The organism is Desulfoluna butyratoxydans (genome assembly GCF_900699765.1).
GTDB classification, from domain to species: domain Bacteria; phylum Desulfobacterota; class Desulfobacteria; order Desulfobacterales; family Desulfolunaceae; genus Desulfoluna; species Desulfoluna butyratoxydans.
The window spans coordinates 358,371-380,494 of sequence record NZ_CAADHO010000003.1; the positions used below are offsets into that span (position 1 = coordinate 358,371).

The 22,124-nt window shown below is 64.5% G+C and carries 8 protein-coding genes; 6 read left to right on the plus strand and 2 right to left on the minus strand.

Going from position 1 to position 22,124, the window contains the following annotated elements:
- The first annotated feature begins 22 nt into the window (after window positions 1-22).
- The 6 genes from MSL71_RS10470 (at window position 23) to MSL71_RS10495 (ending at window position 15,854) form a co-directional block, all read left to right on the plus strand.
- Window positions 23-1,309 (plus strand): methyltransferase domain-containing protein, encoded by a 1,287-nt coding sequence (locus tag MSL71_RS10470; RefSeq protein WP_180139972.1) that lies wholly within the window; start codon window positions 23-25, stop codon window positions 1,307-1,309.
- The gene (locus tag MSL71_RS10475) at window positions 1,306-6,645 is read left to right on the plus strand and encodes a non-ribosomal peptide synthetase (RefSeq protein ID WP_180139975.1); all 5,340 of its coding nucleotides are present in this window, start codon (window positions 1,306-1,308) and stop codon (window positions 6,643-6,645) included. The genes MSL71_RS10470 and MSL71_RS10475 overlap by 4 nt, the downstream gene beginning before the upstream one ends.
- Entirely contained in the window at window positions 6,642-13,013 is a 6,372-nt protein-coding gene (locus MSL71_RS10480; protein WP_180139978.1) for a hybrid non-ribosomal peptide synthetase/type I polyketide synthase, read from the plus strand. The genes MSL71_RS10475 and MSL71_RS10480 overlap by 4 nt, the downstream gene beginning before the upstream one ends.
- A 32-nt stretch (window positions 13,014-13,045) precedes the next feature.
- Complete coding sequence (locus MSL71_RS10485) at window positions 13,046-13,807, plus strand: serine aminopeptidase domain-containing protein (protein WP_180139981.1); 762 nt, start codon at window positions 13,046-13,048, stop codon at window positions 13,805-13,807.
- A gap of 185 nt (window positions 13,808-13,992) precedes the next feature.
- Window positions 13,993-14,856 carry an alpha/beta fold hydrolase gene (locus MSL71_RS10490; protein WP_180139983.1) on the plus strand — a complete coding sequence of 288 codons (864 nt, stop codon included), beginning with the start codon at window positions 13,993-13,995 and terminating at the stop codon, window positions 14,854-14,856.
- Window positions 14,853-15,854, plus strand: coding sequence for a polysaccharide deacetylase family protein (locus MSL71_RS10495; protein ID WP_180139986.1), 1,002 nt, complete (start codon window positions 14,853-14,855; stop codon window positions 15,852-15,854). Before MSL71_RS10490 ends, MSL71_RS10495 begins: the two co-directional genes overlap by 4 nt.
- 19 nt (window positions 15,855-15,873) lie before the next feature.
- Here the strand turns inward: MSL71_RS10495 and MSL71_RS10500 are convergent, their stop codons facing one another.
- Window positions 15,874-21,330 (minus strand): PKD domain-containing protein, encoded by a 5,457-nt coding sequence (locus tag MSL71_RS10500; protein ID WP_180139988.1) that lies wholly within the window; start codon window positions 21,328-21,330, stop codon window positions 15,874-15,876.
- An 11-nt stretch (window positions 21,331-21,341) separates the two neighbouring features.
- Complete coding sequence (locus MSL71_RS10505) at window positions 21,342-22,103, minus strand: YveK family protein (RefSeq protein ID WP_180139991.1); 762 nt, start codon at window positions 22,101-22,103, stop codon at window positions 21,342-21,344.
- Between the last annotated feature and the right edge of the window lie 21 nt (window positions 22,104-22,124).

Here is a 22,124-nt window from a genome sequence, read left to right on the forward strand (position 1 = left end):
ACAGCCATGGATGGAGACAAGGATGAACTGTTTACGCTCATACAAAATCAAAGATTTTTCAACCAACGTGGAAGGCGAGGTAAACCGCCTTCGTTCCCAGGTGGACCTCTTCTGGCAAAAGGAGGTGAGGGCGTACCGGCGGTTCGGCCTGAAGGACGGCATGCGGGTGCTGGAGTGCGGGAGCGGTCCCGGCCACGTCATTGAAAATCTCCTGAAGGCCTTTCCGGGATGCCGGGCCACGGCCGTTGAGATCGACCCTTACCTTGTGGCGATCCTCAAGGAGAGGCTGGACGGGCGGTGCGATATCTCGGAACAGTCCATCATGGAGCTGGGCTTTGCCTCCGGCAGCTTCGACTTTGTCATCACCCGCCTGGTGCTGGAGCACCTGCCGGACCCCCTGGGGGCTGTGCGGGAGGTCCATCGGGTGCTGAAACCGGGGGGCCGGGCCGTGTTCGTGGACAACGATTTTGCCATGCACCTTCGGACCCACCCGGAGATCCCGGAGTTGAGCGACCTCTACGATGCCTACTGCCGCCTGCGGGTCGACGAAGGGGGCAACCCCCTCATCGGCCGCGAGCTGCCCTCCCTCTTGAGGAAAGGCGGGTTCACCGATGTGGACCTGGAGGTGGTGTGCGCCCACAGCACCGTGACCGGGGACGACATGTTCCTCAAATCCGAAGGGGTGGGCATTCCCTCCCAGCTTGTGAAGGAGGGGTACCTGCCCTCGGGGCTCCTGGACCGGCTCGCCGTGAAGTGGCACCGGGTGCTGCGCCATGAGCACCACTCCATCTTCAGGCAGCTATTTGTCTCCGGCGGAGAGAAACGGGCATCGGGCTCCCGCGGGATTCCCAGGCTCCACGGGGAAGCGGGCTCGGAAAACCGCCTGGGGCGGGAAGGGCAAGGCATCGCTGCGGGCAGGGGGCTGGGGCCCCATCAGGTCATGGCTGCCCAGCCCCATGAGCGCCTGGCCCTTTTGAAAGCCTATCTGGTGACGCGTGTGGCCGATGCCCTGGGGGCCTCTCCGGAGTCCCTGGAGGGCGGCATGCGGGTCAGTGACCTGGGGTTTGACTCCCTCATGGCCGTGGAGGTGATGGACGAGGTGGAGTCTCAGTGGGGCGTCTGCCTCTCCCTGATGGATTTCTTTGAGGGGCAGAGCCTCGACGACATCACGGTCACCCTGCACGGTCGGCTGTTTCAGGAGGCACCGAAGGAACCGGACGAGGCGTTGGCTGAAGAGCCACAGGCCGTCCCGAGCGCCGTCACGGGCCCGGACGATGACGTCACGGAATGGGAAGAGGGTGAGATATGAGCATCGCGTATATCATGGAAAAACTCAGCCGGCTGGACATTGACCTGTGGGTCGAGGGCGGAGGCCTGAAATATCGTGCCCCCAAAGGGCGCATGACCCCAGAGCTGCGTCGCCTGATCAAGCTGAACAAACCCGGATTGATGGTGCACCTGGGGGGCTCCGTGGGGGACGACAGGTCCGGTCCCCTGTCCTACAACCAGCAGTCCCTCTGGATCCTGAACCGCATGGACCCGGATTCCGCATGCTACAATGTGTCCTTGTCGTGCCGCATCGTCACCGAGGTCCGGCCCGAGGTGATGAAGGGGGTGTGCCGTCAGCTGGTGGCCCGCCACGAGATCCTGAGGACCACTTACGGTTTTGGCGACGACGACGGGCAGACCAGCCAGACCGTCCATGACACCATGGAACCGGAGTTTCACCTGGTGGACGCCCGGGAGCTCTCCGGGGAAGCGCTTAAGGAACGGGTCCGGGAATACCATGCCCGGCCCTTTGACCTGGAGAAGGGCCCCCTGTTGAGGGTCTGCCTCTTTGCGCTCTCCGGGGGCGAGCACATCTTTGTGATGACCATCCATCATATCGCCAGCGACGGCAGCTCCTTTCATCTGCTCATCGACGAGTTCGGCAGGCTCTACCGCGCGGCAGCGGCCGGAGAGGAGGCAAGGCTCGCCCCGGTGGAGCGTCAGTATCGCGACTTTGTCCGATACCAGCAGGAGATGCTTGCAGGAGAGGAGGGGGCCCGGCTGGAGCACTTCTGGCGGGATCGGCTGTCGGCTCCGCTTCCGGTCATGAACCTTCCCCTGGACGGAACACCCCCCGCTTCCCCCAGCTTCACCGGGGCCAGCTACCCCTTTCAGGTGACCGGCGAGGCCTATGAAACACTCCGGACCTTTGTGGGCACCGAGAATGTCACCCTCTACGTCATGCTGCTGGCGGTGTTCCAGGTGACCCTCATGCGTTTCTGCAATCAGGGGGACCTGATCATCGGCACCCCGGCCGTGGGGCGGGTACGGCCGGAGTACAAGGGGGCCTGCGGCCATTTCATCAACATGGTGGCCATGCGGGGGGACCTCTCGGCGAGCATGAGTTTTCGGGAGCACGTGACCCGGAGCAGGCGGGTGGTTCTCCAGGCCCTGGACCATCAGGCCTACCCCTTCCCCCTGCTCGTGGAGAGGCTGGGCCTGGATCGCGATCCCAGCCGTTCGCCCCTGTTCCAGGTGATGTTCAACATGCTCAACCGCAAGATCCTGGGCCCTGCCGCGGACTTTTTCATGGGCGCATCCAACGAAACCCCGGTGGATTTCGGCGGTATGGGCATCATGCCCTACCCCCTGGACCAGGAGGAGGGCCAGTATGAGCTGGTCCTGGAGATCGTTGATAACGATGAGAGCCTGGCCTGCGCCTTCAAGTACCGGACGGACCTGTTTTCCGAAGAGACCGTCGCCTCCCTTGCCTCGGCCTTTGAGGGCTGCCTCGGCCACGTCATGGCGTCCCCGGACATGCGCCTGGGGGACGTGCCCATGCCCCTGGGAAGGGACGGGGACCGGCCGGGCGGAAAGGTGCCGCGAGGGGTCTCGCCCGTGCCCTGGGAGTGGGAGCAGGGGGCGCGCCTGGCATCCGGGCCTCCCGTCACCTTCATGTTTACCGGGCAGGGGGCACAGTCTGTCCGCATGGCAGAGGGGCTGTACCAGGGCGAACCGGAATTCCGGAACTGGGTGGATTACTGTGCGGACCGGCTGGTTCCCCTCATGGGTTGCGACATCCGCCGCTTTATCTATCCTTCCCCGGAAGAGGCCCCCGAGGCCGAGGAGAAGCTTAAGCAGACCGCCGTCACCCAGCCCGTTCTCTTTACCCTGGAATACGCCCTGGCACGGCTCTGGATGAGCTGGGGCGTCCAGCCCCGGGCCATGATCGGGCACAGTATCGGTGAATACACCGCCGCCTGCCTGGCCGGTGTCTTTTCCCTGGACGATGCCCTGGATCTGGTGGCCGCACGCGGTCGCCTCATGCAGGGGCAACCCGGGGGGGCCATGCTGGCCGTGGGCCTGCCGGAAGAGAAGATCATCCCGTTTTTGGGCGACGGACTCTCCGTTGCTGTTATCAACGCGCCTTCCCGGTGTGTTGTATCCGGGCCCCAGGCCTCAATCCAGGCCCTGGAGGAGAGGCTGGGCAAGGCCATGAAGATGGAGGGAAAAAAGGCCCGGTGGAGCCGTCTGCGCACCTCCCATGCCTTTCATTCGGAGATGATGGAACCGGCCCTTGCCCCCTTTGAGGCCTGCGTGGCCAAGGTCTGCCCTGCGGCCCCGCGGATTCCCATTGTCTCCAACGTCACCGGGACCTGGCTCACCGCAGCCCAGGCCATGGACCCTGCGTACTGGTCGTCCCACCTGAGGGAGCCGGTGCGTTTTTCCAAGGGCGTGGCGACCCTTTTGACCCAACCCGCAGGGGTACTGCTGGAGGTGGGGCCAGGAAGCACCCTGGCGCTTCTTGCCCGCCAGCAGGTGGCGGAAACGGGTCGCCCGTTGATCCTTACCTCCCTGCGTCATCCCGGCCAGGGCGGTTCCGACGACGCCTTTATACGGGAGACCGTCATCTCCCTGAGGGAGGCCGGGGTCTCCGTGGATTGCTCCGGGGAGGCCTTTGGCTCAGGGACCACCCCGGGCGGATCATCGGAAACAGCGGAACTCGCCTATTGGAAGGAGACCCTGGGCACGGATCTGCCTGTGCTCCAGCTTCCGGTGGACCATCCGCGTCCCGCCCATCTGGCATTCAGGGGCGGCACCCAGCGGTTCCGTCTTTCCTCGGAGTGCATCAAGGCCCTCAAAGGCCGTGGCCTGTCCGAGGGCGGCACCGTCTCTACCCTGCTGCTGGCCGCTTACGTCACCTTGTTGACACGCTATTCTGGGCAGACGGACCTCATGGTGGGGGTCTCCGGGGCCGACGGCGAACGGCCCGGAAACGGCGGGGCCTCCTCCCATGTGTTTCCCTTGCGCGCGGATGTGTCGGATCCCTGCACCTTTGATGAGCTGCATCGCCGCATTTGCGAGGCCGCGCGCACGGCACGGGCCCGTGCCGGGATGTCCCTGGCCCGCCTTGCCCAGCTCCTGGACCCGGACCATGCCCCGGATTCCCACCCGCTTTTCCAGGCGATGTTCACCTTCCAGGACGGCCCCTTGCCCGGCGGCATCGAACAGGGGGCTTCCCTTGGGGGCCCGGGTGAGCCAAAGGGGCCTGCATGCGATCTCTCCCTGTTTGTCCGTGATGATGGCGAGCGGTGGCACGGCGGTTTTGTCTACAACGCCGAGCTCTTTTCCGCTGCCACCGTGGCGCGTATCTGCGAGAGTTTCGAGGTGCTTCTGGATGCCGTGGCCGTGGGAGGGGACGTTGCCCTGGACCGCCTGCCCCTTTTGAGTCGGTCCGAACGCGACAAGCTGCTTTTCGAGTGGAACGACACAGGGCGGACCTACCCGGAGCCTGTCTGCCTTCACGAGATGTTTGAGGTCCAGGTGGCAAGGACCCCCGATGCCGTGGCCCTGACCTTCGAGGGCGATACCCTCACCTATAAGGATCTCTCCATACGGGCCAACCGCCTGGCCCATGCCCTTCAGAAACACGGCGTGGGACCGGAAAAGCGCGTGGGCGTGTTTATGGAGCGCTCCGTGGAGATGGTCGTGGCCCTCTACGGGACCCTCAAGGCCGGAGGCGCCTATGTGCCCCTGGACCCGGATTACCCGTCCGAACGGCTGGCCTTTATGCTGGAAGACACCGAGGTACCGGTGATTCTCACCCAGGAACACCTCAAGGAGATGCTGCCGGACCACTCGGCCACGGTGATCTGCCTGGATACCCAATGGGAGACCGTGGCCGGTGAGCCCGCCGAGGCCCCTGACGCCGGGGTCACCGAGGACAACCTGGCCTACGTGATCTACACCTCCGGCTCCACGGGCAAGCCCAAGGGGGTCATGAACGACCATCGGGGCATCAGCAACCGCCTGTACTGGATGCAGGAGGCTTACGACCTTACCGCCGAGGACCGGGTGTTGCAGAAAACCCCGTACAGCTTCGACGTGTCCGTGTGGGAGTTTTTCTGGCCGCTGCTCTTCGGGGCGCGTCTTGTGGTGGCCCCTCCCCGGGTTCACAAAGACCCCGACGCCCTGGGCCGTCTCATCGAGGATGAGGGCATCACCATCCTTCACTTTGTCCCTTCCATGCTCCAGCTTTTTCTCCGGGAAGACCACGGGGACCGGTGCCGGAGCCTCACCAAGGTGATCTGCAGCGGGGAGCCCCTTCCCTGCGAGCTGCGGGATCGCTTCTTCGACACCCTGTCTGCAGAACTCCACAACCTCTACGGCCCCACCGAGGCGGCCGTGGACGTGACCTTCTGGGAGTGCAAACGTGAGGACCGCGGCCTGGTGGTGCCCATCGGCAGGCCCGTTGCCAACACCCAGATCCATATCCTGGACCGGCACATGGAGCCCGTGCCCGTGGGGGTGGCAGGGGAGCTGTATATCGGCGGCGTCCAGGTGGCCAGGGGGTACATGAACCGTCCCAAGTTGACCCGGGATCGCTTTATTCCCGATCCCTTCGGCAAGGAGCAGGGGGCGCGCCTGTACAAGACCGGCGACCTGTCCCGCTACCTGCCCGACGGGCAGATCGAGTACCTGGGCCGCAATGACTTTCAGGTCAAGGTCCGGGGCCTGCGCATCGAACTCGGAGAGATCGAGGCGGTCATCGCCGGGCATCCCGATGTTCTGGAGGTGGTGGTGGCGGCTCGGGAGGATGACTCCGGCAACAAGAAGGTGGTGGCTTATGTGGTGGCGGCCCATGGGGCCACGGGCATGGCCTCGGCCCTGCGGGGATTTCTTTCGGAAAAACTTCCCGAGTTCATGGTCCCCTCGTACTTTGTCCAGCTTCCCGCCTTCCCCCTCATGGCCAACGGCAAGGTGGACCGCAAGGCCCTGCCCCCGCCCACCACGGACAGACCAGAGGTGGGCACCCTCTATGCCGCCCCGAGCAACGACGTGGAATCCGCCATCGCCGAGGTGTGGCAGGACCACCTGGGGGTGGACAACGTGGGGGTGGACGACAACTTCTTCGAGGTGGGGGGAGACTCCTTTCTGCTCGTGGAGGTGGCCAACAAGCTGGCCGGTACATTGAAGACGGACCTGAAGGTGCACCATCTCTTTGAGTATCCCACCATCCGTGCGGTGGCGGATTTTCTCAAACCCCAGTCGGTGGCGGAGTCGGCACCGGCACGCGACGACATGGAAGCGCGTCTGAAAAAGAGAAAAGAGACATTGTCCAGGAGAAAAAAAAATAGAACGGGAGATCGCACATGAGCCAGGTGGATCAGTATGCAAACGCCATTGCCGTTGTGGGCATGTCCGGCCGTTTCCCAGGGGCTTCCAGCTGTGAGGCCTTCTGGGACAATATCGTAAGCGGCGTGGAGTCCATAACCACGTTGTCCGACGAGCAGCTCAAGGCCCATGAGCTGGATTACGATGCCGTAAAAAACGATCCGAACTACGTGCCCGCCCGGGGCATCATCGAAGGGGCCGACCTGTTTGATGCAGGTTTCTTCGGCTTCAACCCCCGGGAGGCGGCCATGCTGGATCCCCAGCATCGCCTCTGGCTGGAGTGTGTGTGGGAGGCCCTGGAGCGGGCCGGGTACGACCCGGAAAAGTACGACGGGGTCATCGGCCTGTTCGGCGGCGGGAGCTTTATCGACAGCTATTTCCTGCACAACATCACCCGCAGCCACGACCACCTGGAGCGGATGCTCCGCCAGCGAACCCCGGATGGCTTTGCCGCCATCCTGAGCAACCGCATGGAGTTTCTTACCACCCGGACCTCCCACCGACTGAACCTGAAGGGGCCCAGCGTCAACATCCAGACCGGGTGCTCCACCTCCCTTGTGGCGGTGTACTATGCCTGCCAGAGCCTGTTGAACTACGACTCCGACCTCTGCCTTGCCGGCGGGGTGTCGGTGATCTTTCCCCAGGAGTCAGGGTACCTCTACCAGGAAGGGGCCATCAACTCCCCGGACGGGCATTGCCGACCCTTTGACGCCAAGGCCCAGGGCACGGTCTTCAGCGGGGGCGTGGGGGTGGTGGCCTTGAAGCGCATGGAAGATGCCCTGGCCGACGGAGACCAGGTCATCGCCGTGATCAAGGGGGTTGCCGTGAACAACGACGGCTCCCAGAAGATCGGCTACGCAGCGCCCAGCGTCCAGGGCCAGGCCGAGGTCATCGCCATGGCCCATGCCGCAGCCGAGGTGGAGCCCGACACCATCTCCTACGTGGAGGCCCACGGCACGGCAACGCCTTTGGGGGACCCCATCGAGGTGGCGGCCCTTACCAAGGCCTTCCGCATGCAGACCGATGCCAGGGGCTTTTGCGGCATCGGTTCGGTGAAGAGCAACATCGGCCACTCCGACGCCGCCGCAGGGGTGGTGGGGCTCATCAAGGCCTCCCTTTGCCTGCAGCACGGAAAGATTCCAGCGAGCCTCCATTTCCAGAGCCCCAACCCGGAGATCGATTTTGAGAACAGCCCCTTTTACGTGGTGGACCGGGCCATGGACTGGACCCCGGAACACCTCCCGAGGCGGGCAGGGGTCAGCTCCTTCGGCATTGGCGGGACCAATGCCCACGCGGTCTTGGAAGAGGCCCCGGAATCTCCCCCCGTGGGAGAGGAGCGCCCCTGGAAGCTGATGCTGCTCTCAGCAAAGACAGAAACGGCCCTTGAGGCCCAGGCCGAGCGCCTTGCCGATTTCCTGGCAGGGTCGGGGGAGACGCCCCTGGGAGACGTGGCCTATACCCTCCAGGTGGGTCGACAGGACATGGCCGTGCGGCAGGCCTTCATCTGCCGCGACGCACAGGAGGCCATGGCCGCGGCCCGTAAGGAAGAGGGGCCGTGGTCCATGACACGCACCCCGGGCCGGCGGGATCCTTCCGTTGTGTTCATGTTTTCAGGCCAGGGCTCCCAGCACGTCCGCATGGGGGAGCAGGCCTATCAGTGCGAGCCGGTGTTCCAGGAGGCCCTGGATCGGTGTGCCGACGGCCTGGAGCCCCACCTGGGGCTCGATATCCGTGAGCTCCTCTTTCCTGCCGAAGGCCAGGAAGAGGAATCCACCCGGCGCCTGGCTCGAACCGAACTTACCCAGCCCTGCCTGTTTGCGGTGGAGTACGCCCTGGCCCGGCTCTGGCAGAGCTGGGGCGTGGAGCCCGAGGCCATGATCGGGCACAGCATCGGTGAGTACGTGGCCGCCACCCTGGCCGGGGTCTTTGCCCTGGAGGATGCCCTGGCCGTGGTGGCTACCCGGGGGCGCCTCATGCAGCAGATGCCCGAAGGGAGCATGCGGGCCGTGAGGCTTCCCCAAGAGGAGCTGACGCCCCTGCTGACCCCGGGGGTGGCCCTGGCTGCGGTGAACGCACCGTCCCTCTGCGTGGTCTCCGGCGCCCACGAGCACATCGAGGCCTTTGAGCAGGCCCTGGCCGAGCGGGAGATCGACACCAGGAAACTCCACACTTCCCATGCCTTCCATTCGGAGATGATGGAGCCGGCCCTGGCTCCCTTTGCCGAGGCCCTGGAGGGCGTGGAACTCCACCCCCCGGAGATCCCTTTTATCTCCAACGTTACGGGCACCTGGATCACCGAGGAGATGGCCATGGACCCGGGGTACTGGGTCAGCCAGCTTCGTCGTCCCGTCCTGTTCAGCGACGGGATCCGCGAGTTGCAGAAGGTCTCCGGTCGGGTGCTCATGGAGGTGGGGCCCGGAACAGCCCTGAGCACCTCGGCCCGGCAGCATCCGAACCGGGCGGCGGAGCAGACCGTCATCGCCTCCCTGGGGCACGCCAAAGAGACCCTGCCGGCCCTGGCCTGCCTGCTCAAAGCCTTGGGTGAGTACTGGCTCTCCGGCGGACAGGTGGACTGGGCAGGGTTTTCCTCTGCCGAGCGCAGGCAGCGCGTCCTGCTGCCCACCTACCCCTTTGAGCGGACGCGCCACTGGATCGAACCGGCGGACAGGGCCCCCGCAGCCGAGGTGCCGGAGACCTTTGCTGCAGCGGCTGCTGCACCCGAGCCCGCAGAGGCTGTGGCCGCGTCTGCAACCCCTCGGCAGGCAACCGGCACCGATGCCATCGTGGCGCAGCTTAAAGAGATCATGCACGAGCTGTCGGGCATCGATTTTGATGCGTTTTCCCCATCGGTGACCTTCCTGGAGATGGGCATGGACTCCCTTTTCCTTACCCAGGTGAGCAATCGCCTGAAAAGCGCCTTTGGCGTTACCCTGGCCTTTCGGCACCTGGTGGGGGAGTATGCCACCTTCCCGAAGCTGGCCGCCTTCATCGAAGCCTCCCGGCCCGAGAGTGCGCCCGCTGCCCCTGAAGAGGCCCCGGCCGTGGCCCGGCAGCCCGAGGCCGCAACGGAAGGCCCTGCAGGGTTTGCCGGGTCCACCGCAACGGAAGGGGATGCCCCCCTTTCGTCCATGCAGCAGCGCCTCTGGTACATCGATCAGCTCAACCCCCTCTCCCCCGTGTACAGCCTTCCCTTTGCCATTCGGTTTTCAGGGGTTGTGGACGGGGAGGTGATGCGGCAGAGCCTCCAGGCCTTCATGGACCGCCACGACGCCCTGCGCACCACCTTTGCCCTGGACGGGGGCGCACCGGTGCAGGTGGTTGCCCCCACACAGGAGTTCGACTTTATCGCAGTGGATTACAGCACCCTTCCTTCGGAGACCCGGGAGGAGACCCTGGCAACCTATCTGGAAGCCGAAGCGGCAAGGCCCCTGAGCCTGGCCCAAGGGCCTTTGGTACGCGCCGGGCTGGTGACCCTCTCCGCCGACGAGCACGTGCTCTTCTTCATGCCCCACCACAGCATCTTCGACGGGATCTCCTTTGTGATCTTCCAGCGGGAGCTGTTTGCACTGTACGAGGCCTTTTCAGAGGGGCGAGACCCTGAGTTGCCGCCCCTTCCCATCACCTACGCAGAGTACTCCCGCTGGCAGCAGGAGGTGTGGCTGCCCGGGGAGGACTATCAGCGACAGCTCGCCTATTGGAAAGATCAGCTGGCAGGGGATTTGCCCGTGTTGCAGCTTCCGGCGGATTTTCCCCGCCCCGCGGAGTTTTCCGGTCGGGGAGCCACCGAGACCCTGGTGATCCCCGAGGCCCTGGCAGCCCCCCTGGAGGAGCTGGCGCGCCGGGAGGGGGCCACGCTGTTTATGCTTTTTCTGGCGGCGTTCAAGGCGCTCCTGTATCGCTACACCGGCCAGGAGGAGATGTGTGTGGGCTCTCCCTTCGGCAACCGTGTTCACGGGGAGACCGAAGAGATCGTGGGCTTTTTCACCAACACCCTGGTGCTGCGAACGGCCTGTGGGGGATCCCTCTCCTTTACAGAGCTCCTCGGGCGCGTCAGGGAGATGTGCCTCGATGCGTACAACCACCAGGAGATGCCCTTCGAACGCCTGGTCCAGGAACTCAATCCCCATCGGGACCTCAGCATGACCGCCCTGTACCAGGTGTTGTTTGTCTTTCTCGGGGACATGGAGCAGGAGCGCACCATGGCCGGGGTGCCGTGGCGGGAAGAGCCCGTGACCACCCACGTGGCCCAGACCGATCTGATGTGCACCGTGGGCAGGGAAGGGGCCGGCATGAAGGTGGCCTTTGAATATGCCACGGACCTTTTTACGGCCGAAACCATGAAGCGGCTCCTTGAAAGCTATGCCGTGCTTCTTTCCGGCATCGTGGCCGAGCCCGATGCCGAGCTGGCAAGGCTGCCGGTGCTGTCGGAGACGGAGCAGGGGCTTTTGGCCCAGTGGAACGAGACCAGGGTCTCCTATCCCGAGGATGCCTGTATCCATGAACTCTTTGAGGCCCGGGTCGAGGCTCATCCCGACGCCCCGGCCGTCTCCTGCAACGGAGGCTCCCTGACCTACGGGGAGTTGAACGCCAGGGCCGATGAGATAGCCGCCCACCTGCGCATCTCCGGGGTGGGGCCGGACGTTCTGGTGGGGATCTGTGTGGAGCGGTCCACGGAGATGCTGGCAGGGCTCCTGGGGATCCTCAAGGCAGGGGGGGCTTATGTGCCCCTGGACCCGGAATACCCGGCGGAACGCCTCGCCTACATGGTGGAGAGCGCCAAGGTCTCGGTGCTCCTCACCGAGCAGGCCCTCCTCGACAACCTGCCGGAGAACAGCGCCCTGGTCATCTGCCTCGACAGGGATGTCTTGACGGGCCAGGGGCGGGGCCTGGACAGCGTGTGGGAAAATCCGGGCCCCAAACATCTCGCCTATGTGATCTTTACCTCAGGCTCCACGGGCAAGCCCAAGGGGGTTCAGGTGCCCCACGGCACCGTGGTGAACTTTCTCACCAGCATGGCCCGGACCCCGGGGATGACTTCGGAAGACACCCTGCTGGCCGTGACCACCCTCTCCTTTGACATTGCCGTCCTGGAGCTTTTCCTCCCCTTGAGCGTCGGGGGGGAGGTGATCATCGCAGACCGGGAGACCGCCCGGGACGGCCTGGCCCTGGTGGACGTCCTGAAGAATTCCGGGACCACGGTGATGCAGGCCACGCCAGGCACGTGGCGGCTGCTTCTGGCCGCGGGCTGGAAGGGGGCGCAGTCCATGAAGATCCTCTGTGGAGGAGAGGCCTTTCCCCCGGATCTTGCCGAAGAACTCACCGGCTGCGTGGGCGAGGTGTGGAACATGTACGGACCCACCGAGACCACGGTGTGGTCCACATGCAGCCTGCTGGACAAAAACGGCGGGCCCATCCGCGTGGGGCGTCCCATTGGCAACACCCAAATCCACATTCTGGACGGGCGCATGCAGCCCGTGCCCGTGGGGGTTCCCGGGGAACTCTTGATCGGCGGGGCCGGGGTCACCCGGGGCTACCTGGACCGGCCCGAGCTCACCGCAGAGCGGTTCATCCCCGACCCCTTTGCATCGGGGCCCGGGGAAAGACTCTACAGGACCGGTGACCTGGCACGGTACCATCCCGACGGAACCATCGAATACCTGAACCGCATGGACAACCAGGTGAAGGTGCGGGGATTCCGCATCGAGCCCGGGGAGATCGAGGCCAGCCTCACCGACCACGAGGCCGTGCGTCAGGGGGTCGTTACGGTTCGGGAGGAGAGCGTAGGGGACGTGCGCCTGGTGGCCCACCTTCTCTACGAAGAGGGGGCCTCGGCCACGGGGTCCCAGCTGCGCAAGCACCTGCGAAAGACCCTGCCGGACTACATGATTCCCCAGCACTTTGTGGAGATCGACGATCTGCCCCTGACCCCGGCCGGAAAGATCGACCGCAAGGCCCTCCAGGCCTCCTTCAGCCTGGGGGCGGTTGCGGCCCGGGAGTTCGTGGCACCGGAGACCGACAGCGAAAAGATCCTGGCTGCCATCTGGCGGGATGAGCTGGGCATTGCCCAGGTGGGGGTCCACGACAACTTCTTTGACGCCGGTGGGCACTCCCTGCTGGCCATACGGGTCATCGCCCGGGTGCTCAAGGAGACCGGGGTGAAGCTCAGCCCGAGGGATATCTTTTTGAACACCCTGGGCCAGATCGCGGCCCGATATCCCTTTGTTCAAAAGGACGACAACAATGACGGGCCGGGAACCAGGCTCCGCCAGCTCTGGGAGAAGGTGGCCGGGGCGCTGAAGCCCAAAGGGGATCCCGTGGAGGTGCCCGTCAACGAGAACAGGCCTGCGTGACCGCGTTGCCACAGGAAAGGTGAAACACGCCCATGGTCCCATTCTATTTCGGCGCCCACGACACCCAGTTGTTCGGAATCTACTACCCCCCGGCAGGGGCGGGGCTGCACCAGGAAGGGGTGCTGCTCTCAGCCCCCGTGGCCCATGAACACATACGGACCCACATGGCGATCCGGCAGCTGGCCCTTGCCCTGGCCGCCGCAGGACGGCACGTGCTCAAGTTTGATTACTACGGGGTGGGTGACTCCGCCGGAAAGAGCGAGGAGGGGGACGTGGCCCGCTGGACCCGGGATCTGGTAACAGCGGCCGGGGAACTGAAGGATATCTCCGGTGCCCTGCGGCTCTCGGTGGTGGGCTTGCGCCTCGGGGCCTCCCTGGCCGTGGCCGCGGCGGGAGAGGTCCCAGGCCTCAAAGAGCTGGTGCTCTGGGACCCGGTGGTGGACGGAAAGGCCTATCTGGAAGCCCATCGGCGGGCAGGGGGCACAACCCGTCCGCCCGGGGGGATACAGGAGGAGATCCTGGGCTATGCCTTCTCCCCGGAGATGATCGCCTCCATTGAAGCCGTGGACCTGCTGGCTCCTCATTCGCCCCTGCCGGGTCCCGTCCACCTGGCCCTGTCCGAAGAAAAGCCCGAGTACCGGTCCCTTGAACAGGCCCTGGCCACGGCTGGAACCACCGTGGACACGGCCCTGGTGCCGGAACCCGCCGGGTGGGAGCAGTTTAACGGCCATGACGAAGTGCTGGTGGCCAACGCCATGGTCCAGGCCATCGGAGATCGGCTGACAACTCCATGAGCAGGCGGTTCTTGCAAAAGCCTGCCTCCGGCGGCGAGGTGTGCCACCTCGAAAGCTGATTGCCCTTGCGCGCTGCACCCGCCACCAACGTTGATGGCTATATGAGCGGTGCCCAAAGGCCCATAACGGTGTGGATTATATGGTTGGCCGCTGAAGGCATTTTTTATCCCCAAAGGAGATAAATCATGGAAAAAGTGCTGGTATTCGGTGAGCACCGGAACCTTGTGGGGATTTTGTCCGAGCCGGAGGGTGGTGGCGGGGGGATGCCCGGGGTGCTTTTGCTCAACGCGGGGCTCCTGCACCGTGTGGGGCCGTATCGTCTTTATGTGGAGCTGGCCCGCGGCCTGGAGGCCTCGGGGTTCCATGTGCTGAGGTTTGACGGCTCCGGTCTGGGGGACAGCGCCATGCCCCACGACTCCCGCGATTACGACGAGCGGTCCAGAGACGACATCACCGATGCCATGGATCTGCTGACGGAAAAAAAGGGGATCGAGACCTTTGTGCTGGTGGGGCTCTGTTCCGGGGCGGACAACGCCCATGCCGTGGCAAGCGTGGATGAGCGGGTTACCGGCGTGGTGATGCTGGACGGGTTTACCTACCCCACCCTGCGGTTTTACCTGAAAGACTACGCCCCGTACATGATCAACCCTGTGCGCCTGGCCTGGTTCCTGGCCAAGTGCCTGGGCAGGGCCGTGGCCCGGCTTATTCCAGCCCTGAGGGCCTCCAAGGGCGGTGGGGATGTGTACGAACGGACGTTTCCACCCAAGGCACGGGTGGCAGGGGAGCTGGCGGAGATGGCGGGGCGGGGGGTTCGCATGCTCACCATCTATTCCGGGGGCATTGCCGGGTACTACAACTATGCGGATCAGTTCACCGACATGTTCAAGGGCACGGATTTCAAGGGGCTCCTCCAGCTGGAATACATTGAGGAGGCAAACCACACCTACACGGCCCTGTCCGTGCGACGGCACCTCATGGGCATTATCTTTACCTGGGTGACAGACCATTTTGCAGGGGACGCACCCGTGTATCTGGAGGGGACGCCATGACCGTTCACGTGTACATCACCATCGATACGGAAGAGGACTCCTGGGACACCTACCACGCCACGGACAACCCGGTGGAGAACCTGGCGAGGATTCCCGAGCTTCAGCGGCTCTTCGACCGGTACGGGGCCGTCCCCACCTACCTCATCAACTGGCCTGTGGCAACGGACGACAGGGCCCGGGACATTTTGAAGGGAATCTACGACGACGGGCGTTGCGAGATCGGGACCCATTGCCACCCCTGGAACACCCCGCCCCATGACGAAGAGATTTCGGTGGAACACTCCATGATGTGCAACCTGCCCGAGGCCCTGGTGAAACAGAAGATGACCCGCCTCCATGGCGCCATTGAAGAGCGGTTCCACCTCTCCCCTGTCTGTTTCCGGGCGGGCCGGTGGGGGTTTGACGCCAAGGTGGCGCGGACTCTCAAGGCCTTGGGCTACCGCATCGACACCTCCATCAGCCCCTTTGTGGACTGGAGTGCTTACAGCGGGCCTGATTTCAGCCGGGGGCTCAGCGAGGCCTACCCCTTTGACCCGGACCGTCCCATGGTGCCCGACCCCCAGGGGGCCCTTCTGGAGGTGCCTCCCACCGTGGGATTTTATCAGAAAAACGGGCGCCTCTGTTATGCCCTCATGGAGAGGCTCCGCAAGAAGCCCCTGTCCAGGCTGCGGCTGCTGGGGATCCTGGATCGGCTGAGGCTCCTTAACTTCAGGTGGCTCTCACCGGAGCTGAGCAGCGGGGCGGAGATGGTCCGGCTGGCGAAGCAGTGCGTTCGGTTCGGCCACCGGTTCCTCAACATGTCCTTTCACTCCACCTCCATGCTGCCGGGCAAGAGCCCCTTTGTGGACAGCGAGGAGGACCTGGCACGGTTCCTGGCCGACATCGAGATGTTCCTGGACTACGCCGCAGGCCAGGGCTTTGTCTTCTCCCCCCTGTGCGAAGCCCTGGAGGCGCCCACGCTCCGTGAGGAGCGGGGGCGCCTCGGCCAGGGCCGTTAAACCACTTCCTTTTTTCCGGTTAATCTCCCCGTGAGGTGTCGATGAAGCAGCCCGAAGAACCGGAGCCGGTGTCGGGGGTTTCCTCTTCATCGGGCTCATCCGGTGTGTCCGGGGTGTAGGGGCCCATGCCGATGGCCACGAAGTGTTCGCCGTTGGAGATAAAGGGCGTGGGCCTGCTCTCACCGTTGGCCTTGTTGTAGGGGGAGAGCCCAAGCTGGCCCCACTTCACCACGGACTGGTCCGCGGTCATGGCCGGGAACCGGCCCTCGGGCAGGTGCTCGTCTGCGGGTACGGGGCCCAAGCCGATGATGATCTCGTCGATGCCGTCGTCATTGATGTCCGTGGTGGCCGGGCGCGTTTCTCCCTGCATGCTGTTGTAGTCGTTCCAGTCCACGGTGAGCCAGCTGTGGTGTACCGGGGTGCCGTCCACCATGGCGGCGACCTCCGTGCGTCCCTCGCCGCCGGCCCCCAGGCCCAGGAGAATTTCATCGCGACCGTCGCCGTCGATGTCCCCGCAGGTGGGCCAGGTGGCGCCGTTGGAGGCGTTGTACTCGGTCCACTGGCTCTGGCCCCAGGCCATGAGTTCAAAGGGATCGTTGAGGTTGCCGTTGCATACCTTGTCCAGGACGGCGTAGCGGCCGTTGGGCGTAAAGCTGGTGCTTTCGTCCGATCCCAATCCCACCACAATCTCCATGCAGGGGTCGTCGTCCAGGTTGCCCAGGGCGGGCCGGGTTTCTCCGATGGCCTCATTGTAGGCGTCCCAGGGAACAGAGGTCCACTGCCGGAGGGCGACATTGCCCAGGCTGTAGGAGAAGACAGCCAGTTTCCCCTGCCCCCCTTTGCCCAATCCCACCACAATTTCATCGACGCCGTCGCCGTCGATGTCCCCACATGCCGGCCATGTCTCCCCATTCAGGTCGTTGTACTCCTCCCAGGGAATCTGGCCCCAGGCCAGGTGCTTGAAGTCATGGGAGATGATCTGGAAGTACCCGCCGGGGATGGCAGGGTCCGAATCCACGGGCCCCAGGCCGATCACCAACTCATGATAACCGTCCCCGTCCAGGTCGCCGCTGGCCACCCGGGCTTCGTTGTTGTGTTTGCGGTAGGCATCCCAGCCGATACTGAGCCAGTCACGGTGCTGCATGTCGCTGTCAAGGACCTCGATGGAGGCGTTGCCCGTATCGTCCGTGGGGTTGGTCTGCACCAGGGTGTCGGTGACCTTGACACTGTCCGAATGGGAGAGGCCGCCGTTGTCCGTGATCGTCAGGGTAAACTCCAGCTCCACGCCGCCCGGGGTTGATTTTGGCGCCACAAAGTGAACCACGGGATCGCCCGGAGGCGTCAGGGTCACGGTGGGCCCGGAGGTCTGGGTCCAGGTCCAGGTGGAGATGCCGTCGTCCGGATCCAGGGATGCCGATCCATCCAGGGTGACCGTCTCTCCTTCCAGCACGAACTGGTCTTCCCCGGCATTGGCCACGGGAGGCTGGTTGACAAAGAGGACCTGCACGGCGGTGGTGTCCGTGTCGGTGAGCCCCTGGCTGTCAGTCACGGTGACGCGGAAGAGGAGCCTGGTTCCCTCGGTGCTCACGATGGGCGCCGTAAAGGTGGGGCTCACGGTTTCGGCGTCGGAGAGGAAGACCGTGGGGCCTGACGTCTGCTCCCACAGATAACCGGCCAGGTTGTTGTCCGGGTCATGGCTTCCCGCAGCCGACAGGGTGACCACGGTGCCTTCGTCCACCACCTGGTCCGGTCCTGCAGAGGCCACAGGGGGACGGTTCACAAAGGTGACGGTGACCTTCACATCGTCGGTGGTGAAGAGCCCGCCCTTGTCCGTTACCGTAAGACGGAAGGCGAGGGTGGCACCGTCCGTGGAGACCGCAGGCGCCGTGAAGGTGGTCACGGCCTGGTTGGGTGTGGCCAGGGCCACATAGGGCCCTTCAATCTGCTCCCACCGGTAGGCCTGGATGCCGTCATCCGTATCGGTGGAGCCTTCGCCCGAGAGGGTCACCGTGGTTCCTTCATCGGCAAAGAAGTCCTCCCCGGCATCGGCCGTGGGGGGCTGGTTGGTGTCGGTGACGTTGATGAGGACGCGGTCCGTTGCCGTGAGCCCGCCATTGTCCGTGACCGTCAGCTCAAAGGTCAGGGTGGACCCGTTGGGGCTGTCGGCAAGGGCGGTGAAGACCGGTGCCACGACCGTGGCATCGGAAAGGGTCACCACCGGTCCGGATTTCTGGGTCCAGCGGTAGGCGGCAATGGAGCCGTCGGGGTCGCTGGAGCCTGCTCCCGAGAGGGTGACCTCGGTGCCAACGGGCACGGTCTGAGCGTCACCTGCATCGGCCACCGGCGGCTGGTTGAGGGTGGAGATGGTCACCTGCACGGTGTCGGTGGCGGTTAAGCCGCCCGTATCGGTGACCGTGACCATGAAGGTGAGCTGGGTGCCGTCGGGCAGTCCGTCAGGCACGGTAACCCTGGGAGAGACGGCCGAGGTGTCGGAGATGGCCGCAGGGGGACCCAGGGTCTGGGACCAGGCAAAGGAGGCGATGCCGTTGTCCGGGTCGCTGGAACCTGCCGCCGAAAGGGTCACGGTGCCCCCTGAAGTCAGGGTCTGGTCGGGGCCTGCATCGGCCACCGGCGGCTGGTTCACGAAGATCACGTTGATGACGGTCTGTGCCGTGGCTGCGAGCCCTCGGCTGTCCGTGACCGTCAGTTTGAAGGTGAGGCTGCCCCCGGACGGCCCCACATCCGGGGCCGTGAAACCGGCAACGGCGGTATTGGCGTCTATAAGTTCAACGGACGGACCGTCCAGCTGCTCCCAGCGATAGGAGGCAATGGGATCGTTGTCGGGATCCGACGAGTTGACGCCGGAGAGGCTCACGGGCTCCCCTTCCCGGGCGGTGCGGTCCGGTCCTGCATCGGCAACGGGGGGCTGGTTCTCAAAGGTGACGTTTACAAGGCTCGTGGCTGCGTGGGTGGCCCCTTCGTTGTCCGTGACCGTCAGCTGGAAGGTCAGGGCGCTGCCGCCTTCATCCACACTGGGGGCCGTAAAGGAGGCTGTCTCGGTGTCGGCACCGGTGAGGGGCACCACGGGCTCGTCGGCGGTGGTCACCTGCTCCCATGTATAGGCGGAGACGGTGCCGTCCGGGTCGCTGGAGTTGGCGCCGGACAAGGTGACCTCAATCTCGGGTTCCACGGTCTGGTCCGGTCCGGCGTCGGCCTTGGGCTTTTGGTTGACCTTGGTGAGGGTTACCTGGACGGTGTCCTGGGCTGTGGCACCGGCCGGGTCGGTCACCGTCAGGGTGAATTCAAGAGCGGTGTGGGAGTCCACGTCGGGGGAGACAAAGCTGGGCGTTGCCGTGTCGGCGTTTTCAAGGGTGACCGTGACCTTGGAGTTGGCGTCCGTACGGACCCAGGCGTAGCTGAGAACGCCCCCTTCCGGATCCCTGGAGCCCGTGCCGTTGAGCACCACGGTGGTGGGGGTGCCGTCTGAGGAGATCTCAGGGTGGGTCTGGTCCGGCCCGGCGTCGGCCACCGGCGGCTGGTTGAGGTGGGTGATGGTGACCTGAACGCGATCCGAGGCCGTGGCACCGTTGTCGTCGGTGACGGTGAGTTCAAACTCCAGGGTGGTGTCGGCGGAAACCGCAGGGGCCGAGAACTGCGGGGTGGGGGTATCGGCCCCCTGGAGGGAGACGGAAACCCCTGAGTTCGTGTCCGTGCGGACCCAGGCGTAGCGGGTGAGGGCACCGTCCGCGTCACTGGAACCGTTGCCGTTTAAGGTGATCATCGTGGGAACCCCACCGGTGGTCTCGGGGTGGACCTGGTCCGGTCCCGCATCGGCCACGGGGGGGTGGTTCACATGGGTGATGGTGGTGCGGACGCGGTCCGAGGCCGTGGCGCCGCTGTTGTCCGTAACGGTGAGTTCGAACTCGAAGGTGGTGTTGGCGGACACGTCCGGGGCCGTAAAGCTCGGGGTGGCCGTGTCGCTGTTTTGAAGCGAGATGGGGATGTCCGCATGGGAGTCGATACGGGTCCATGCGTATCCGGTGATGGACCCGTCCGGGTCGCTGGAGGCACTGCCGTCCAGGGTCAGGGTGGTGGGGACTCCCCCGGTGGTTTCCGGCTGGGTCTGGTCCGGCCCGGCGTTGGCCATGGGGGCCAGGTTGACGTTGGTGATGGTGATGGTGACCTGGTCGGAATCCGTGGCTCCGTTGTCGTCTGTTACGGTGAGTTCGAAGATGAGGTCCACGTCCACCGAAACACTGGGCGCATTGAAGGACGGCCGCACGGCCGTGGGGCTCGACAAAATGGTGGAGATGTCGGTGTGGGAATCCACGCGTCGCCAGTGATAGGCGATGATGGTGCCGTCTTTATCCGTGGAGCCCGAAGCATCCAGGGTGATGCGGGAGGGGATGCCCCCGATGGTTTCCGGATGGGACTGATTCTCCCCTGCATGGGCCGAAGGGGAGGTGTTCCCGCCGGGCAGGGGGATGGTCTTGTTGACTTCGTTGGAGTACTCCGACGGCTGGTTGCAGGCGTTGAACGCCTGGACGGCAAAGTAATAGGTGGTGTCCTGGATCAGCCCGGACACGGTATGGACCATCTGGGGCGGAAGGGGCGATGGTTGCGGGATGGTGGTGCTGTGTTCGGTGTAGTTTCCCGCCTCGGTGCCCCAGTGGACGATGTAGTAGGAGGCCTCGGTGGAAGCGGGCCAGGTCAGGGTGGCGTCGCCTGTCTCCACCACCCGTTCGGTGATGGTGACCCTCACCTGGTCGGTGTCCGTGGCTCCCTTGTCGTCGGTGACGGTGAGCTCGAACTCAAAGGCGACGTCTCCGCTTACCTGGGGCGCGGTAAAGGAGGCCGTGGCCGTCCCGGCGTTATTCAGGTCAAAGGTGTAGTCCGTGTTTGTGTCGATGCGCGTCCAGGCATAGCCCGCGATGGATCCGTCGGGATCGCTGGAGGCGCTGCCGCTTAAGGTGACGGTGGTGGGGGACCCGTCGGTGGTGTCCGGGTGCTGTTGGTCCGAACCGGCGTTGGCCGTCGGAGGAACATTTGTCCCGGGGGCGGTGATGGTCTTGGAGACTTCGTTGGAGAAGGCAGAGCTTCCGTTGCAGGCGTTAAAGCCTTTGACGGCAAAAAAGTAGGTGGTGCCCTCGGTGAGTCCGGACACGGTATGGGTGATGCCCGACGGCAGGGGGGACGGCTGGGGAATGTTGGCGCTCTGCTGGCCGTATTGCCCGGAGGCGGTCCCCCAGTAGACCACGTAATGCGAGGCTTCGGAGGCAGGGGGCCAGGTGAGGACGGCATCCCCTGCCAGGGCCCCGGAGGGGCCGAGGAGCCAAAAAAGAGAAACCCACAAGAGGAGAAAGGCGCGTGTTCCCGATTTTGCGGGGAGGCGCCTGTTTTCCGGTCCGTTGGCGGTGCATGGGTGCAGGTGTCGGGTTCGGGGGCGGTGATCTCGTGTTGCGGGCGTGTGTCTCATGTCGTTATTGCTTATATCTCATGGCCTTGTGAGGCGTCTTTCCCAGCGGGGATGGCGTTGAGGTTGGGGAGCCGGCCCAGGATCGGGAGCCGGGTGTCTTCAGCGATCTGTTTTTCAGATTTGTACGAGCTGTCCATGGTTTCCAGAAGGATGTGGACCACCACAAAGGCCACGAGCCCGGCAAAAAGCCACAGGAGCGTGGGCATGGCCCTGTCGCTGCTCCAGGCAAGGCGAGTTGCCGGAGGCACGGGGTCCATGCGGGGTACGTCGATGATGGGGGCCTTGATGTGGGCTCCCTGCCGTTTGTAGCCCTCCTGTATCCGCTGGTGGAGGGTGGTGCTGTAGTAAAAGACCAGGTGGCTTCCCAGCTCCTTGTCGGAGCCCCGGTAAACGGTGCGCAGGTTGTTGTCCTCGACCTTGATCGACAGGTTGGTCAGCGCCTCACGGTAGATCTCGTTGGTCTTTTTCGGGGAGATGGGAAGGCCGTAACCCCGGGGGTATCCCATGATGCGCTGGGAGTTGAAATTGGCCTTGATGAAGGCCTCCCAACGGGAGGGACTGGAAATAAGAGGGGCCAGGGGGGCCACGCCCGTGGGCGTGCCCGTCTGGGCCACGGGGGCGTCCTCGGGGACGGCAAAACTCGACGAGAGGGTGTAGACGCTGGGCGTCAGGGCCATGTAACCGACATACGCCAGGGGGGGAATCAGGACCATCCAGAAGAAGATCCAATGTGCGGTAAGGCGGTAAGCCAGTCGTTCAAGGTAAAAAATCATGGTCGACCTCATGATAGGGCG

What these genes read in the sequence shown, in the direction of transcription:
- MSL71_RS10470 (WP_180139972.1), top strand. Translation starts at nt 23, where the DNA reads ATGAACTGTTTACGCTCATACAAAATCAAAGATTTTTCAACCAACGTG.
- MSL71_RS10475 (WP_180139975.1), top strand. Translation starts at nt 1,306, where the DNA reads ATGAGCATCGCGTATATCATGGAAAAACTCAGCCGGCTGGACATTGAC.
- MSL71_RS10480 (WP_180139978.1), top strand. Translation starts at nt 6,642, where the DNA reads ATGAGCCAGGTGGATCAGTATGCAAACGCCATTGCCGTTGTGGGCATG.
- MSL71_RS10485 (WP_180139981.1), top strand. Translation starts at nt 13,046, where the DNA reads ATGGTCCCATTCTATTTCGGCGCCCACGACACCCAGTTGTTCGGAATC.
- MSL71_RS10490 (WP_180139983.1), top strand. Translation starts at nt 13,993, where the DNA reads ATGGAAAAAGTGCTGGTATTCGGTGAGCACCGGAACCTTGTGGGGATT.
- MSL71_RS10495 (WP_180139986.1), top strand. Translation starts at nt 14,853, where the DNA reads ATGACCGTTCACGTGTACATCACCATCGATACGGAAGAGGACTCCTGG.
- MSL71_RS10500 (WP_180139988.1), bottom strand. Translation starts at nt 21,330, where the DNA reads ATGAGACACACGCCCGCAACACGAGATCACCGCCCCCGAACCCGACAC.
- MSL71_RS10505 (WP_180139991.1), bottom strand. Translation starts at nt 22,103, where the DNA reads ATGATTTTTTACCTTGAACGACTGGCTTACCGCCTTACCGCACATTGG.